A 14,517-nucleotide genomic window follows, 5' to 3' on the forward strand; every position below is an offset into this window, starting at 1 on the left:
TAAGTTAAGACTTCGGTTGCTCTGACTGACCGCCTGCGTTGGCGGCTTCGCCTGAGCCAGCTTGTTGCTGATTCTGTTGCGGATTCTGCTGTTGTTGCTGGTTTTCCTGGTTTGCTGCCACTTCCTGCGCTTTTACCTGCGCGCCAGGGCGCACTTTTTGCAGGCCAGTGATAATCACGCGGTCGCCCGCTTTCACCCCGTCGGTTACCAGCCACTTATCGCCGATAGCCTGGGCGGTGGTAACCGGACGCACTTCGACTTTATCCCCTGCGCCAACCACCATTACTGTCGCGTCCCCGCGCGGCGTACGGGCTACGCCCTGCTGCGGCACCAGAATGGCGTTCGGGTTAACCCCTTCTTCCAGACGGGCGCGAACAAACATGCCCGGCAGCAGCGTGCGATCGGGGTTCGGGAAAATAGCGCGCAGCGTAATGGAGCCGGTGGTTTGATCCACTGTCACGTCAGAGAACTCGAGGGTGCCTTGTTGCGGGAATTTCTGTCCATCCTGCGTCAGCAGCTCGACTTTCGCCTTACCGTTTTCCTGTTGCAGACTGCCGTTCGCCAGCTCTTGTTTCAGGCGCAGGAAATCGTTGCTCGACTGCGTCACGTCGACATAAATCGGGTCCAGCTGCTGAACAGTCGCCAGCGCCGTAGTCTGGCCGTTCTGCACCAGCGCCCCTTCGGTCACGTTGGATTTACCAATGCGGCCGCTGATAGGGGAGGTGACTTTGGTGTAGGCGAGGTTGATTCGCGCGGTTTCTACGGCCGCTTTGGCTGCGACGACGGCGGCGTTAGCCTGCTGGGCTTCCGCCTGCGCGTTGTCAAAATCCTGCTGGCTGATGTACTTGGTGCCAATCAGGCGCTGGTAACGCTTTAACGTCACCTGAGCGATATTCGCTGCCGCCTGCGCTCGCGCCAGATCCCCTTTAGCGCTCTCATAAGTCGCCTGATAGGTCGCCGGATCAATCTGATAAAGCGAGACACCCGCTTCAATATCACTGCCTTCCGTGAAGTTACGCTTCAGGATAATGCCGCTTACCTGAGGCCGAACTTCCGCTACGCGGTACGCGCTGGTGCGGCCCGGCAGGTCAGTGGTTATTTGTAGAGGTTCGCTTTTCAGCGTTACAACACCGACCTCGGGCGCTTGCGGCGCTTGTTGCTGTTCCTGTTTATCGTCACATCCTGTAAGCGCTAAGCCGCCTGAGAGCATCAGAACGATCGCCAGAGGCGTAAGCCCTCTGTTTTTGTTCATATCAAAACCTCGAGTGTCCGATTCCAAAAATTGATCAATGGATCAAAAGTCTATAAACCCATTGCTGCGTTTATATTATCGTCATGCTATGGTACATACATTCATAAATGTATGTAAATCTGACTCCCCTGTTTTCATCGACCTATGGCACGAAAAACCAAACAGCAGGCGCTGGCGACGCGACAACATATTCTGGATGTGGCTTTAAAGTTGTTTTCGCAACGGGGTGTTTCGGCCACTTCCCTTGCCGATATCGCGCAAGCCGCGGGGGTTACGCGTGGCGCTATTTACTGGCACTTCAAAAATAAGTCTGATTTATTTAGCGAGATCTGGGAATTATCAGAGGCAAGCATTGCCGATCTTGAAATTGAGTATCGGGCAAAATTTCCTGACGATCCACTCTCAGTTTTAAGGGAAATTCTGGTCTATATACTCGAAGCGACAGCCGCCGAGGAGCGGCGTCGTTTGATGATGGAAATTATTTACCATAAATGTGAGTTTGTCGGCGAAATGGCGGTAGCGCAACAGGCGCATCGCAATCTCTGCCTGGCAAGCAATGAACGTATTGAGCAGAGCCTTCAGCTATGCATGCAGGCGGGGTTATTGCCGCAGACTTTACTGGTACGTCGCGCCGCTATTTTGATGCGTAGTTATATTTCCGGGCTGATGGAAAACTGGCTCTTCGCGCCGGAGATGTTTGATTTACAAAGCGAAGCGCGAACCTACGTCGCGATTCTTCTCGAAATGTATCAATTCTGCCCGACGCTGCGCGCCAATTAGCAGGTCGGATTTCTCCTGGAGGGTTGGCGCTTCGCTATTCCAGGGACGGAAGGCATGGTATTCTCTGCGCCACGCAGGCGGCCGCGAAACCCTTTCGCAGCCCGTAATGACACATTCAACGACTATGCAGCTCAACATCCCTTTGCGGAACCTTATTTCCGTTATTTTTTTCGCCTTCGTCCTGGCGTTTGGCACCTTGCTGCCCGCCGCCTCCTTTGCGCAGACGGTCAGCGAGACGCCCACGCGTGCCGAAGTCCAGTCGCAGTTAGACGCGCTCGGCAAGCAAAAAAACCTTTCGCCGCAGGATAAGCTCGTTCAGCAGGATTTGACGCAAACGCTGGAAACGCTCGACAAAATCGAGCGCGTGAAGCAGGAGACCGTCCAGCTTCGCCAGCAGGTAACCCAGGCGCCGGAAAAAATGCGTCAGGCGACGGAGAACCTGAACGCGCTGAACAACCAGGAAAGCGACGACGCCACGCGCCAGATGCTGAACGCGCTTTCGCTGCGCGGGCTGGAAACGCGAGTGACTTCCGTGCTGGACGATTTACAGGCTGCGCAGGCGGATCTCTCTACCTTCAACAGCCAGCTGGTGTCGCTGCAAACCCAGCCGGAGCGGGTTCAGAACGCCATGTACGCCGCTTCCCAGCAGCTTCAGCAGCTTCGCAACCGCCTGAACGGCACCGCGCCGGGCGAAGAGACATTGCGTCCCTCGCAGCAAACGCTGCTGCTGGCCCAGCAGGCGCTGCTTAACGCGCAGATAGATCAGCAGCGTAAAAGCCTTGAAGGCAATACCACGCTTCAGGATTCGCTGCAGAAACAGCGCGACTACACGACCGCGCATATTAACCGCCTTGAGCACCAGCTTCAGCTGTTGCAGGAAGCGGTAAACAGCAAACGTCTGACCATCACGGAGAAGACGGCCCAGGAAGCGGTCACGCCGGAAGACGCCAGCCGCATTCAGAACAACCCGTTGGTTAAGCAGGAGCTGGATGTTAACCATCAGCTGAGCCAGCGGCTTATTACCGCCACCCAGAGCGGCAACGAGCTGGTGCAGCAGAATATCCGGGTGAAAAACTGGCTCGACCGGGCGTTGCAGTCGGAGCGCACGCTTAAAGAGCAGATCTCGGTGCTCAAGGGCAGCCTGCTGCTTTCGCGCATTCTTTACCAGCAACAGCAGACTCTGCCTTCGGCCGATGAGCTGGAGGATATGACCAACCGCATCGCGGATTTGCGTCTTGAACAGTTCGAGGTCAACCAGCAGCGCGACGCGCTGTTCCAGAACGATGCTTTTGTCGCGAAGCTGGAAGAGGGGCATACCGCTGAGGTGAATGAGGACGTTCACGACGCGCTGTTGCAGGTTGTGGATATGCGCCGCGAACTGCTCGACCAGCTCAATAAGCAGCTTGGCAACCAGCTGATGATGGCCATCAATCTGCAAATCAACCAGCAGCAGTTGATGAGCGTCAGCACGAACCTGCAGGAAATACTGACCCAGCAGATCTTCTGGGTAAACAGTAACCGCCCGATGGACTGGGAGTGGATTAAATCGTTCCCGAAAGGGCTGCATGACCAGATCAAAGGCATGAAGCTGACGTTCAACTGGGAAAAAGCCTGGCCGTCGATGGTGAAAGCGTTTCTCGCCGGGCTGCCGCTGCTGCTTATCGCCGGGCTCATCCGCTGGCGCTTCGGCTGGCTGCGTCAATACCTTGCGAAGCTCGCAGGCGAAGTAGGGCAACTGCGTAACGACAGCCAGCTCCATACGCCGAAAGCCATTCTTATCAACCTCATCCGCGCTTTGCCGGTTTGTCTTATCATTCTTGCGGTAGGGTTGATCCTCTACATGATGCAGTTGAACATCAGCGACCTGCTGTGGGCCTTCAGCAAAGAGCTGGCGCTGTTCTGGCTGGTGTTCGGCCTCTGCTGGCGCGTGCTGGAGAAAGAGGGCATGGCAGTAAGCCATTTCGCGATGCCTTCCACGCTCACCAGCCACTGGCGTCGTCAGATTGTACGCGTGAGCCTTGCGCTGCTGCCGCTGCTCTTCTGGTCGGTCGTGGCGGAACTGTCGCCGCTGCATCTGATGGATGATGTGCTCGGCCAGTTTATGATTTTCCTCAACCTGCTGCTTATCGCCGCGCTGGTGTGGCCAATGTGCCGGGAAAGCTGGCGCGATAAAGAGTCGCATACCATGCGCCTGGTCACCGTAACCGTGCTCTCTATTGTGCCGGTGGCGCTGCTGGTGCTGACCGTTACCGGTTACTTCTACACCACGCTGCGTCTGGCCGGCCGCTGGATTGAGACCGTTTATCTGGTGATTATCTGGAACCTGCTCTATCAGACCGTGCTGCGCGGTCTGAGCGTGGCGGCGCGTCGCATCGCCTACCGCCGCGCGCTGGCGCGTCGGCAGAACATGGTGAAAGAGGGCGCCGAAGGGGCGGAGCCGGTAGAAGAGGCGACGCTGGCGCTGGATCAGGTTAACCAACAGACGCTGCGTATTACCATGCTGGTGATGTTTGCGCTGTTCGGCCTGGTCTTCTGGGCTATCTGGTCTGATTTAATCACCGTGTTCGCCTATCTCGACAGCATCGTGCTGTGGCATTACAACGGCACCGAGGCCGGGGCGGCAGTCACGAAAAATGTCACCATGGGCAGCATCCTGTTCGCGCTGGTGGCCTTCACCGTCGCCTGGGCGCTGATCCGCAACCTGCCGGGTTTACTGGAAGTGCTGGTGCTCTCGCGCCTGAAAATGCGCCAGGGCGCCTCGTACGCCATCACCACTATCCTCAACTATGTGATTATCGCCGCAGGCGCCATGACGGTCTTCGGCTCGCTCGGCGTTTCGTGGGACAAGTTACAGTGGCTGGCGGCGGCGCTGTCGGTTGGTCTGGGCTTTGGTCTACAGGAGATTTTCGGTAACTTCGTCTCCGGTCTGATAATCCTGTTTGAGCGCCCGGTGCGCATTGGCGATACGGTGACCATCGGCACCTTCTCGGGAACGGTCAGCAAAATCCGTATCCGCGCCACGACCATTACCGACTTTGACCGCAAAGAGGTCATTATCCCCAACAAAGCGTTTGTGACCGAGCGCCTGATTAACTGGTCGCTGACCGATACGATAACGCGCGTGGTGATCCGCCTGGGCGTGGCGTATGGATCGGATCTGGATAAAGTGAAAGCCATCCTGCTGCAGGCGGCGATGGAGCACCCGAAAGTGATGCACGATCCGGAACCGGCGGTTTTCTTTACCACCTTCGGACCAAGCACGCTGGATCACGAATTGCGCCTCTACGTGCGTGAACTGCGCGATCGCAGCTATACGGTGGATGAACTTAACCGCACCATTGACCGGCTGTGTCGTGAAAACGGCATTAACATCGCTTTTAACCAGCTTGAGGTTCACCTGCACAATAAAAAAGGCGAACAGCATACCGAAGTGAAACGCGATTTGGGTAAAGAGGCAGGCGAAGACAAGCGCCTTGCCGGTTAAGCACCACAAGGGCGGCTCAGGCCGCCCTTGTTAGTTAATCGCTCTCGCGAGCTTCCTGCGCTTTACGTAAATAGTCCTGACGCACAATATCCAGCGCCGCCAGTACGGTTTGCGGCGGGATCTGGTGGTTTTCCAGCAGCATGATTAAGTCGACGGCGAGCTTCACCTCGTCCGGGGCGTGATCGAGCGACATCGCACTCTCCTTATAAAATCTTTCTTTAAAGCATTAGCGCGTCATACGCGAAAGCGCCTGCTCAATTCTCATTAGCGCGGCGCGGCAGCGTGCAAGACGACCGTCCAGCGCCTCCAGCTCGCGCTGCAAACGCTGTTGCCCGCTGAGCGTTGATTCTGTTGCCAGCAGCTGCTCGCGCTCGCTTTTCATCGCCAGCAGCCTGCGCTCATAGTCCTGATGCTGCAACAGCCGTGCGTTCATTCTGCCAGCCGCGAGGTGAGCGCTGTCATAGCGGCGCAGCGGCCAGGTGGCGGCTTCGCGCTGTAAAGCGGCTATCTGTCCGGCAAGATGCGGCGCAAGCCAGGCGACCTGCTCGGTTTTATTTTGCGCGACAAAGGCTTCCAGCTGAGTAAGATGAGCCTTAATTTCCGCCAGATAATCGCCGATGCGGGTGCCGCGGGCGCGGAAAAGCTGACGGTCAAAACGGGGGCTGAGCGTCTGGTGAGGCGCAAGCGGCGCGAGAAGGGCGGCGAGGTCCGCCACATGTGCCTGTAACGATTGCAATAATAGGGCCGTTTTCATTCTCATCTCCGCAAAGCCCTGGGCGAGCTGTGCTACAGTAACGCTCTTCTTGATGTGGGAAGACTTATGCAAAGGACCATTTTACTCATCATCGGCTGGCTGGCGGTAGCCCTGGCCACTCTCGGCGTGGTGCTGCCTTTGCTGCCCACAACGCCTTTTTTACTGCTGGCCGCCTGGTGCTTCGCCCGCTCATCCCCACGTTTTCATGACTGGCTGCTTTATCGTTCGTGGTTTGGCGGCTATCTGCGCTTCTGGCAACAACATCGCGCCATGCCGCCCGGCGCGAAGCCGCGCGCTGTCGCCTTTATCCTCATTACCTTTGCCATTTCGCTTTGGGTGGTGAATATTCTTTGGGTGCGCATGTTGTTGCTGGTTATCCTTTGCGGGCTGCTGATTTTTATGTGGCGCATTCCGGTTGTTGATGAAAAGCAACAAAAGCCCTGAAGCGCAGTTGCAGTAGTTGCAATTGCGGCGCGCAGCCAGTAAATTCGAGCGTTTTCGAGTACAGGCGCGATCGGTTAAAGGCTGAACAACTTCACTTTTTCCCTTCGTTCGCCCTGTGAGTAATACCGTTTTTATCAGGCAACTATCCATGACCGCGACTGCGCAGCAGCTTGAATACCTTAAGAACAGCATTAAAAGCATTCAGGATTACCCAAAACCGGGCATCCTGTTTCGTGACGTAACCAGCCTGCTGGAAGACCCGAAAGCCTACGCCCTGAGCATTGAATTGCTGGTGGAGCGTTATAAAAACGCCGGCATCACCAAAGTGGTGGGCACCGAAGCGCGCGGTTTTCTCTTTGGCGCGCCTGTCGCGCTGGCCCTTGGCGTAGGTTTCGTTCCGGTGCGCAAGCCGCGTAAATTGCCGCGTGAAACCATCGCTGAGAGCTACGAGCTGGAGTACGGCACCGATCAGCTGGAAATTCACGTCGACGCCATTAAGCCGGGCGATAAAGTGCTGGTGGTCGATGACCTGCTGGCGACCGGCGGCACCATCGAAGCGACCGTGAAGCTCATCCGCCGCCTGGGCGGCGACGTGTCCGACGCAGCCTTTATTATCAACCTGTTTGATATCGGCGGCGAAGCGCGTCTGAACAAGCAGGGCATCACCTGCTACAGCCTCGTGCCGTTCCCCGGCCACTGATCGGCGACGCTTTGTTGAGGCAGGATAAGGCCTGCGCCAGGATAACGTCGGCGCATTGCGTTATCCTGCTTCATTAAAGCAAAAGCATAAAACAGGACGTGTATATCAGCCTCGCCCATCGGGTGGGGCTATGTTAGCATTACCCCTTCAGAATTCACCTTTCAGCGTTTCAGAGCCTGCCCATGAGTTATCAGGTCTTAGCCCGTAAATGGCGCCCCCAAACCTTTGCTGACGTCGTCGGCCAGGAGCACGTGTTGACGGCTCTGGCGAACGGGTTGTCGCTGGGCCGCATTCACCACGCTTACCTGTTTTCCGGCACGCGCGGCGTAGGGAAAACTTCCATTGCCCGCCTGCTGGCGAAGGGGCTGAACTGTGAAACCGGCATCACCGCCACGCCCTGCGGCGTGTGTGAAAACTGCCGCGAAATCGAACAGGGCCGCTTTGTCGACTTAATCGAAATCGACGCCGCCTCGCGCACCAAAGTGGAAGATACCCGTGACTTGCTGGATAACGTGCAGTACGCGCCAGCCCGCGGCCGGTTTAAAGTCTATCTTATTGACGAAGTGCATATGCTCTCGCGTCACAGCTTCAACGCGCTGTTGAAAACGCTGGAAGAGCCGCCTTCGCACGTTAAATTCCTGCTTGCCACCACCGACCCGCAAAAGTTGCCGGTGACGATTCTTTCACGCTGCCTGCAATTCCATCTGCGTGCGCTGGATGTTGAGCAGATCCGCAATCAGCTCGACAGGATCCTCACCCAGGAGCAGGTAGCTCACGAGCCGCGCGCCCTGCAACTGCTGGCGCGCGCCGCCGACGGCAGCCTGCGCGACGCGCTGAGTCTGACCGACCAGGCCATCGCCAGCGGCGACGGCGAAGTCTCTACCCAGGCGGTGAGCGCGATGCTCGGCACGCTGGACGACGACCAGGCGCTGTCGCTGATTGAGGCGCTGGTGGCGGCTAACGGCGACCGCGTGATGGCATTGCTTAACGACGCCGCCGCGCGCGGCGTGGAGTGGGAGTCGCTGCTGGTGGAGATGCTCGGCCTGCTGCACCGGGTGGCGATGGCGCAGCTGTCGCCCTCGGCGCTCGGCAATGATGTCGCGGCCCTTGAGCAGCGCTTGCGCGAACTGGCCCGCACTGTGCCGCCTGCCGATGTGCAGCTCTATTACCAGACCCTGCTGATTGGCCGCAAAGAGCTGCCCTGGGCGCCGGACAGACGCATGGGTGTAGAGATGACCATGCTGCGGGCGCTGGCGTTCCACCCGCGCGCGCCGTTGGCGGAACCGCAGCCGGAGGCTGCGCCGCGGCAAATGGTTGACTTGCCGATAGTCAACGCCACGCCGGAACCGAAGCCTGCGCCGCCGCCGCGAGAGGCGGCGACCCCGCTGCCGGACACCACAAGCCAGGTGCTTCAGGCGCGTAGCCAGCTACAGCGCGCGCAGGGAGCGACCAAACTAAAAAAGAGTGAACCGGCAGCGCCAGGCGACGCGCGGCCGGTAAAAACTTCCGCGCTGGAACGTCTGGCGGCCGTGACCGAGCGCGCTCAGGCGCGCCCGGCGGCTGAAGAGGCAAAACCGGCGAAGAAAGAGGCGTACCGCTGGAAAGCGCAAAACCCTACAGAAAAAATTGTCGAGCCGGTCGCGACGCCGAAAGCCCTTAAGCAAGCGCTGGAGCATGAGAAAACACCAGAGCTTGCCGCGAAGCTTGCTGAAGAGGCGATTGAGCGCGACGCCTGGGCGGCGGAAGTGAGCCGCCTGCAGGTGCCGAAGCTGGTTGAGCAGGTGGCGCTCAACGCCTGGAAAGAGCAGGACGGCGCAACCATTACGCTGCATTTGCGCCCGAGCCAGCGTCATCTGAACTCCGCTTCGGCGCAGAAAACGCTGGCCGAGGCGCTGGGCGTGTTATACGGTGCGCCGGTTGAACTGACTATTATTGAAGATGATAATCTCGCGCAGCGCACGCCGCTGGAGTGGCGGCAGGCTATCTATGAAGAGAAGCTGGCGCAGGCGCGGGAATCGATAATCGCGGATGCCAATATCCAGACGCTGCGGCGCTTTTTCGACGCAGATCTGGATGAAGAGAGCATTCGTCCCCTTTGACGGGCGGCGCTGTCGCCTGTTGTAACCCCTGGCCTCGCGTATCGGTCACCGATAGCGACCTGAAGCAAAGAGAGAAGCTTATGTTTGGTGGTAAAGGCGGTCTGGGCAACCTGATGAAACAGGCCCAGCAGATGCAGGAAAAAATGCAGAAGATGCAGGAAGAGATCGCGCAGCTGGAAGTCACTGGCGAATCTGGCGCGGGTCTGGTGAAGGTCACCATCAACGGCGCGCATAACTGCCGTCGCGTGGAGATCGATCCGAGCCTGCTCGAAGATGACAAAGAGATGCTCGAAGATCTGGTTGCTGCCGCTTTCAATGACGCCGCGCGCCGCATTGAAGAGACGCAGAAAGAGAAAATGGCTTCCGTCTCCGCCGGCATGCAGCTGCCGCCGGGCTTCAAGATGCCGTTCTGATGCAAACCAGTCCTCTGCTGACACAGCTGATGGAAGCGCTGCGCTGCCTGCCGGGCGTGGGCCCGAAATCGGCGCAGCGTATGGCGTTCGCGCTCCTGCAGCGCGACCGCAGCGGCGGCATGCGTCTTGCGCAGGCGCTGACCCGCGCGATGTCGGAGATCGGCCACTGCGCCGACTGCCGCACCTTCACCGAGCAGGAGGTCTGCAACATCTGCTCGAACCCGCGTCGTCAGGAAAACGGCCAGATTTGTGTGGTGGAGAGCCCGGCGGATATTCACGCCATCGAGCAGACCGGACAGTTCTCCGGCCGCTACTTTGTGCTGATGGGCCATCTTTCGCCGCTAGACGGCATCGGCCCGGAGGATATCGGTCTTGACCGCCTTGAGCAGCGTCTGGAACACGAGCCGCTCAAAGAGGTGATCCTCGCCACCAACCCCACGGTGGAAGGGGAGGCGACCGCCAACTACATCGCCGAGCTTTGCGCTCAGTACGGCGTAGAAGCCAGCCGTATCGCCCATGGCGTGCCGGTTGGCGGCGAGCTGGAAATGGTCGACGGCACCACGCTTTCGCACTCGCTGGCGGGCCGTCACAAGATTCATTTTTAAACAAACGGGGGAGCGTTGCGTTCCCCCGCTTGAAATCTCCGTTACGCATCCCCATCTCTGCCTCACCATTCGTTGACATGTTGTCTGTATTGTTGAGGTATGACACCCATGAAAGGACAAGAGACCCGTGGCTTTCAGTCAGAGGTAAAGCAGCTTCTGCACCTGATGATCCATTCTCTCTATTCAAACAAAGAGATTTTCCTGCGTGAGCTCATCTCCAACGCCTCGGACGCCGCCGACAAGCTGCGCTTCCGCGCGTTGTCGAACCCGGATCTGTACGAGGGCGACGGTGAACTGCGCGTGCGCGTCTCTTTCGATAAGGACCAGCGCACCCTGACTATCGCCGACAACGGCATCGGCATGACCCGCGACGAGGTGATTGATCACCTGGGTACCATCGCCAAGTCCGGCACCAAAGCGTTCCTGGAGTCGATGGGCTCCGACCAGGCGAAAGACAGCCAGCTTATCGGGCAGTTCGGCGTGGGCTTCTACTCCGCCTTTATCGTGGCGGATAAAGTCACCGTGCGCACCCGCGCGGCGGGCGCAGGGGCCGATGAAGCGGTGTTCTGGGAGTCTCAGGGCGAAGGCGAATACACCGTCGCCGATATCAACAAAGCCGACCGCGGCACCGAAATTACGCTGCACCTGCGCGAAGGGGAAGATGAGTTCCTCAACGACTGGCGCGTGCGCTCGATTATCAGCAAATACTCCGACCATATCGCGCTGCCGGTAGAGATTGAAACCCGCGAGGAGAAAGATGGCGAAACAGTCGTCTCCTGGGAAAAAATCAACAAGGCGCAGGCCCTGTGGACCCGCAGCAAAGGCGAAATCAAGGACGAAGAGTACAACGAGTTTTACAAACACATCGCCCACGATTTCACCGACCCGCTGACCTGGAGCCACAACCGCGTGGAAGGCAAGCAGGAGTACACCAGCCTGCTTTATATCCCGGCTCAGGCGCCATGGGATATGTGGAACCGCGACCATAAACATGGCCTGAAGCTCTACGTGCAGCGCGTCTTTATCATGGACGACGCCGAGCAGTTCATGCCGAACTACCTGCGCTTCGTGCGCGGCCTGATTGATTCTAACGATCTGCCGCTGAACGTCTCCCGTGAAATTCTCCAGGACAGCAGCGTCACCCGCAACCTGCGCACCGCGCTCACCAAACGCGTATTGCAGATGCTGGAAAAACTGGCGAAGGACGACGCTGAAAAATACCAGACTTTCTGGAAACAGTTCGGCCTGGTGCTGAAAGAGGGCCCGGCGGAAGATAACGCTAACCAGCAGGCCATTGCGAAACTGCTGCGCTTTGCGTCCACCCATACCGATTCCGCTGCGCAGACCGTGTCGCTTGAAGAGTATGTCTCCCGCATGAAAGAAGGGCAGGAGAAGATTTACTACATCACCGCTGACAGCTACGCGGCGGCGAAGAGCAGCCCGCACCTTGAGTTGCTGCGTAAGAAAGGCATCGAAGTGCTGCTGCTTTCCGACCGCATCGACGAGTGGATGATGAGCTATCTCACCGAGTTTGACGGCAAAGCGTTCCAGTCTGTCGCTAAGGCGGATGAGTCGCTGGATAAGCTGGCGGACGAAGTGGACGAGAAAGCCAAAGAGGCGGAAAAAGCGCTGGAGCCGTTTGTTGAGCGCGTGAAAACGCTGCTGGGCGACCGCGTGAAAGAGGTCCGTCTGACCCATCGACTGACCGATACGCCGGCCATTGTCACCACGGAAAACGACGAGATGAGCACGCAGATGGCGAAGCTTTTCGCGGCGGCGGGACAGGCGGTGCCGGAAGTGAAATATCTCTTTGAGCTGAACCCGGATCACCCGCTGGTGAAACGCACAGCCGACACCCAGGATGAAGCGCAGTTTAAAGAGTGGGTAGAGCTGCTGCTCGACCAGGCGCTGTTTGCCGAGCGCGGTACGCTGGAAGATCCCAACCAGTTTATCCGCCGCATGAACCAGCTGCTGGTTTCCTGATAGCGCCTGGGGCGGGTGGCGCTGCGTTTACCCGCCCGATAAGCGTTCATGATTGATAACAGTGAAAGCGGACAAGCGTCAGCCTTGCCCGCTTTTTTTATCGCATGATTGCAAAGCCGCTTTTTTTCTCATCCGCACGGGCGATGAAACCATTCACCACGCCCGCCTTCCTTGTCGTGATACGGCCTTTAATGGTATGGTTTTCGCTTCAAATAACGTTGTAAAAATCCAAACGTATGGAGAATTACGCAATGCGTATTATTCTGCTCGGCGCTCCGGGCGCAGGTAAGGGGACTCAGGCACAATTCATCATGGAGAAATACGGCATTCCGCAAATCTCCACCGGTGACATGCTGCGCGCCGCGGTAAAATCTGGCTCTGAGCTCGGCAAACAGGCAAAAGACATTATGGACGCCGGCAAGCTCGTCACTGACGAACTGGTTATCGCCCTGGTAAAAGAGCGCATTGCTCAGGATGACTGCCGCAACGGCTTCCTGCTGGACGGCTTCCCGCGCACCATTCCGCAGGCAGACGCCATGAAAGACGCGGGCATCAACGTTGATTATGTGCTGGAGTTTGATGTACCGGACGAGCTGATTGTCGAGCGCATCATCGGTCGTCGCGTACACGCCGCTTCCGGGCGCGTTTACCACATCAAATTTAATCCGCCGAAGGTGGAAGGCAAAGACGACGTGACCGGCGAAGAGCTGAGCACCCGTAAAGACGACCAGGAAGACACCGTGCGTAAGCGTCTGGTGGAATACCATGCGATGACCGCGCCGCTTATCGGTTACTACCAGAAAGAAGCGCAGGCGGGTCACACCAAATACGCGAAAGTTGACGGCACCAAAGCGGTCAGCGAAGTACGCGCAGAGCTGGAAAAGATCCTCGGCTAATCGCGCTGCCTCACCCGGCGTCCTGTCGGGTGAGAAAATTTCTCATTTCCCCTCTTGCTGCAATTGGTTCATCTTAAGCGCTTATCAGCTACAATTATCAGCCAGTTAGAATGATTAAGGTGTGGTAATGAGTCTGGAAAAAACAGGCGTACTGCTGGCGAACCTGGGGACCCCTGATGCTCCCACGCCCGCCGCCGTGAAACGCTATCTGCGACAGTTTCTGAGCGACAAACGCGTGGTGGATACGCCGCGTATACTCTGGTGGCCGCTGCTGCGCGGGGTTATCCTGCCGCTGCGCTCGCCGCGCGTGGCGAAACTCTATAATTCCATCTGGATGGAAGGGGGCTCGCCGCTGATGGTCTATAGCCGTCGTCAGGAGCAGGCGCTGGCCGAAGCCCTGCCGGACGTGCCGGTGGCCCTCGGCATGAGCTATGGGCAGCCGTCGCTGGAAAGCGCAGTGAAAAAGCTGCTCGATCAGAACGTCGATCGCATTGTGGTGCTGGCGCTCTATCCGCAATATTCCTGCTCGACGGTGGCGGCGGTATGGGATGAGCTTTCGCGCATTTTTGCCCGCTACCGCAAGCTGCCTTCGCTGAATTTTATTCGCGATTACGCCGATAACAGCGCGTATATCAATGCGCTGGCGGAAACGGCGCGTCGCTCCTTCGCCGTTCACGGCGAGCCGGATCTGCTGCTGCTCTCTTATCACGGCATTCCGCAACGCTACGCTAACGAAGGGGATGACTACCCGCAGCGCTGCCGCGACACGACCCGCGAGCTAGTCTCCGCGCTGGGTCTGCCGCCGGAAAAAGTGATGATGACCTTCCAGTCGCGCTTTGGCCGCGAACCCTGGCTTACGCCGTACACCGACGAAACGTTGAAAATGCTCGGCGAGAAAGGGGTGAAGCATATTCAGGTGATGTGTCCGGGCTTTGCGGCGGATTGTCTGGAGACGCTTGAAGAGATAGCCGTGCAAAACAAAGAGATCTTTATGCACGCGGGCGGCGAGAAGTATGAATATATTCCGGCGCTTAATGATGAGCCTTCTCATATCGCCATGATGGCGGAGTTAATCGGGCGCTATCGCTGATCGCGCCTGGGCGGGGG

The 14,517-nt window shown here is 57.9% G+C and carries 13 protein-coding genes and 1 other annotated feature; of the genes, 10 read left to right on the top strand and 3 right to left on the bottom strand.

Going from position 1 to position 14,517, the window contains the following annotated elements; genetic code table 11:
• Positions 1–4: 4 nt before the first annotated feature.
• On the bottom strand, positions 5–1,252 hold the full coding sequence (gene acrA / locus IEX01_RS01390) for a multidrug efflux RND transporter periplasmic adaptor subunit AcrA (protein ID WP_188723146.1): 1,248 nt from the start codon (positions 1,250–1,252) through the stop codon (positions 5–7).
• 144 nt (positions 1,253–1,396) lie between these two features.
• Here acrA and acrR point away from each other — a divergent pair, with 144 nt between their 5' ends.
• Positions 1,397–2,032 carry a multidrug efflux transporter transcriptional repressor AcrR gene (gene acrR / locus IEX01_RS01395; RefSeq protein WP_024557390.1) on the top strand — a complete coding sequence of 212 codons (636 nt, stop codon included), beginning with the start codon at positions 1,397–1,399 and terminating at the stop codon, positions 2,030–2,032.
• A 124-nt stretch (positions 2,033–2,156) separates the two neighbouring features.
• Complete coding sequence (mscK, locus tag IEX01_RS01400) at positions 2,157–5,516, top strand: mechanosensitive channel MscK (protein ID WP_188723719.1); 3,360 nt, start codon at positions 2,157–2,159, stop codon at positions 5,514–5,516.
• A gap of 34 nt (positions 5,517–5,550) precedes the next feature.
• Here mscK and rsmS read toward each other — a convergent pair whose 3' ends face one another.
• Entirely contained in the window at positions 5,551–5,709 is a 159-nt protein-coding gene (rsmS, locus tag IEX01_RS01405; protein ID WP_071788473.1) for a pleiotropic regulatory protein RsmS, read from the bottom strand.
• Between the two features lie 33 nt (positions 5,710–5,742).
• Entirely contained in the window at positions 5,743–6,270 is a 528-nt protein-coding gene (gene priC / locus IEX01_RS01410) for a primosomal replication protein PriC (RefSeq protein ID WP_024557388.1), read from the bottom strand.
• 66 nt (positions 6,271–6,336) lie between these two features.
• Between priC and IEX01_RS01415 the strand changes: the two genes are divergently transcribed.
• The 8 genes from IEX01_RS01415 to hemH all read left to right on the top strand — a co-directional run bounded on the left by IEX01_RS01415 (position 6,337) and on the right by hemH (position 14,500).
• Positions 6,337–6,714, top strand: a complete 378-nt coding sequence (locus IEX01_RS01415; protein WP_024557387.1) for a DUF454 family protein — start codon at positions 6,337–6,339, stop codon at positions 6,712–6,714.
• A gap of 148 nt (positions 6,715–6,862) precedes the next feature.
• Complete coding sequence (gene apt, locus IEX01_RS01420; protein ID WP_024557386.1) at positions 6,863–7,414, top strand: adenine phosphoribosyltransferase; 552 nt, start codon at positions 6,863–6,865, stop codon at positions 7,412–7,414.
• A 182-nt stretch (positions 7,415–7,596) separates the two neighbouring features.
• Positions 7,597–9,513: a DNA polymerase III subunit gamma/tau gene (dnaX, locus tag IEX01_RS01425; RefSeq protein WP_024557385.1), complete on the top strand. Its 1,917-nt coding sequence runs from the start codon at positions 7,597–7,599 to the stop codon at positions 9,511–9,513.
• Positions 8,852–8,916 (top strand) — a sequence feature (DnaX frameshifting element). Its footprint overlaps the gene before it by 65 nt.
• 80 nt (positions 9,514–9,593) lie before the next feature.
• Positions 9,594–9,926, top strand: coding sequence for a YbaB/EbfC family nucleoid-associated protein (locus IEX01_RS01430; protein ID WP_002892173.1), 333 nt, complete (start codon positions 9,594–9,596; stop codon positions 9,924–9,926).
• Positions 9,926–10,531: a recombination mediator RecR gene (recR, locus tag IEX01_RS01435; protein ID WP_024557384.1), complete on the top strand. Its 606-nt coding sequence runs from the start codon at positions 9,926–9,928 to the stop codon at positions 10,529–10,531. Before IEX01_RS01430 ends, recR begins: the two co-directional genes overlap by 1 nt.
• Before the next feature lie 108 nt (positions 10,532–10,639).
• Positions 10,640–12,514: a molecular chaperone HtpG gene (htpG, locus tag IEX01_RS01440; protein ID WP_024557383.1), complete on the top strand. Its 1,875-nt coding sequence runs from the start codon at positions 10,640–10,642 to the stop codon at positions 12,512–12,514.
• Between the two features lie 251 nt (positions 12,515–12,765).
• Complete coding sequence (adk, locus tag IEX01_RS01445; RefSeq protein WP_024557382.1) at positions 12,766–13,410, top strand: adenylate kinase; 645 nt, start codon at positions 12,766–12,768, stop codon at positions 13,408–13,410.
• 127 nt (positions 13,411–13,537) lie between these two features.
• Positions 13,538–14,500, top strand: coding sequence for a ferrochelatase (hemH, locus tag IEX01_RS01450; protein ID WP_024557381.1), 963 nt, complete (start codon positions 13,538–13,540; stop codon positions 14,498–14,500).
• Positions 14,501–14,517 lie beyond the last annotated feature (17 nt).

This window comes from Franconibacter daqui (assembly GCF_014644275.1).
GTDB lineage: Bacteria > Pseudomonadota > Gammaproteobacteria > Enterobacterales > Enterobacteriaceae > Franconibacter > Franconibacter pulveris.

Coding starts and splice junctions, on each gene's coding strand:
- apt (WP_024557386.1), top strand. CDS start 6,863: ATGACCGCGACTGCGCAGCAGCTTGAATACCTTAAGAACAGCATTAAA.
- recR (WP_024557384.1), top strand. CDS start 9,926: ATGCAAACCAGTCCTCTGCTGACACAGCTGATGGAAGCGCTGCGCTGC.
- htpG (WP_024557383.1), top strand. CDS start 10,640: ATGAAAGGACAAGAGACCCGTGGCTTTCAGTCAGAGGTAAAGCAGCTT.
- IEX01_RS01430 (WP_002892173.1), top strand. CDS start 9,594: ATGTTTGGTGGTAAAGGCGGTCTGGGCAACCTGATGAAACAGGCCCAG.
- adk (WP_024557382.1), top strand. CDS start 12,766: ATGCGTATTATTCTGCTCGGCGCTCCGGGCGCAGGTAAGGGGACTCAG.
- mscK (WP_188723719.1), top strand. CDS start 2,157: ATGCAGCTCAACATCCCTTTGCGGAACCTTATTTCCGTTATTTTTTTC.
- dnaX (WP_024557385.1), top strand. CDS start 7,597: ATGAGTTATCAGGTCTTAGCCCGTAAATGGCGCCCCCAAACCTTTGCT.
- priC (WP_024557388.1), bottom strand. CDS start 6,270: ATGAAAACGGCCCTATTATTGCAATCGTTACAGGCACATGTGGCGGAC.
- IEX01_RS01415 (WP_024557387.1), top strand. CDS start 6,337: ATGCAAAGGACCATTTTACTCATCATCGGCTGGCTGGCGGTAGCCCTG.
- rsmS (WP_071788473.1), bottom strand. CDS start 5,709: ATGTCGCTCGATCACGCCCCGGACGAGGTGAAGCTCGCCGTCGACTTA.
- acrA (WP_188723146.1), bottom strand. CDS start 1,252: ATGAACAAAAACAGAGGGCTTACGCCTCTGGCGATCGTTCTGATGCTC.
- acrR (WP_024557390.1), top strand. CDS start 1,397: ATGGCACGAAAAACCAAACAGCAGGCGCTGGCGACGCGACAACATATT.
- hemH (WP_024557381.1), top strand. CDS start 13,538: ATGAGTCTGGAAAAAACAGGCGTACTGCTGGCGAACCTGGGGACCCCT.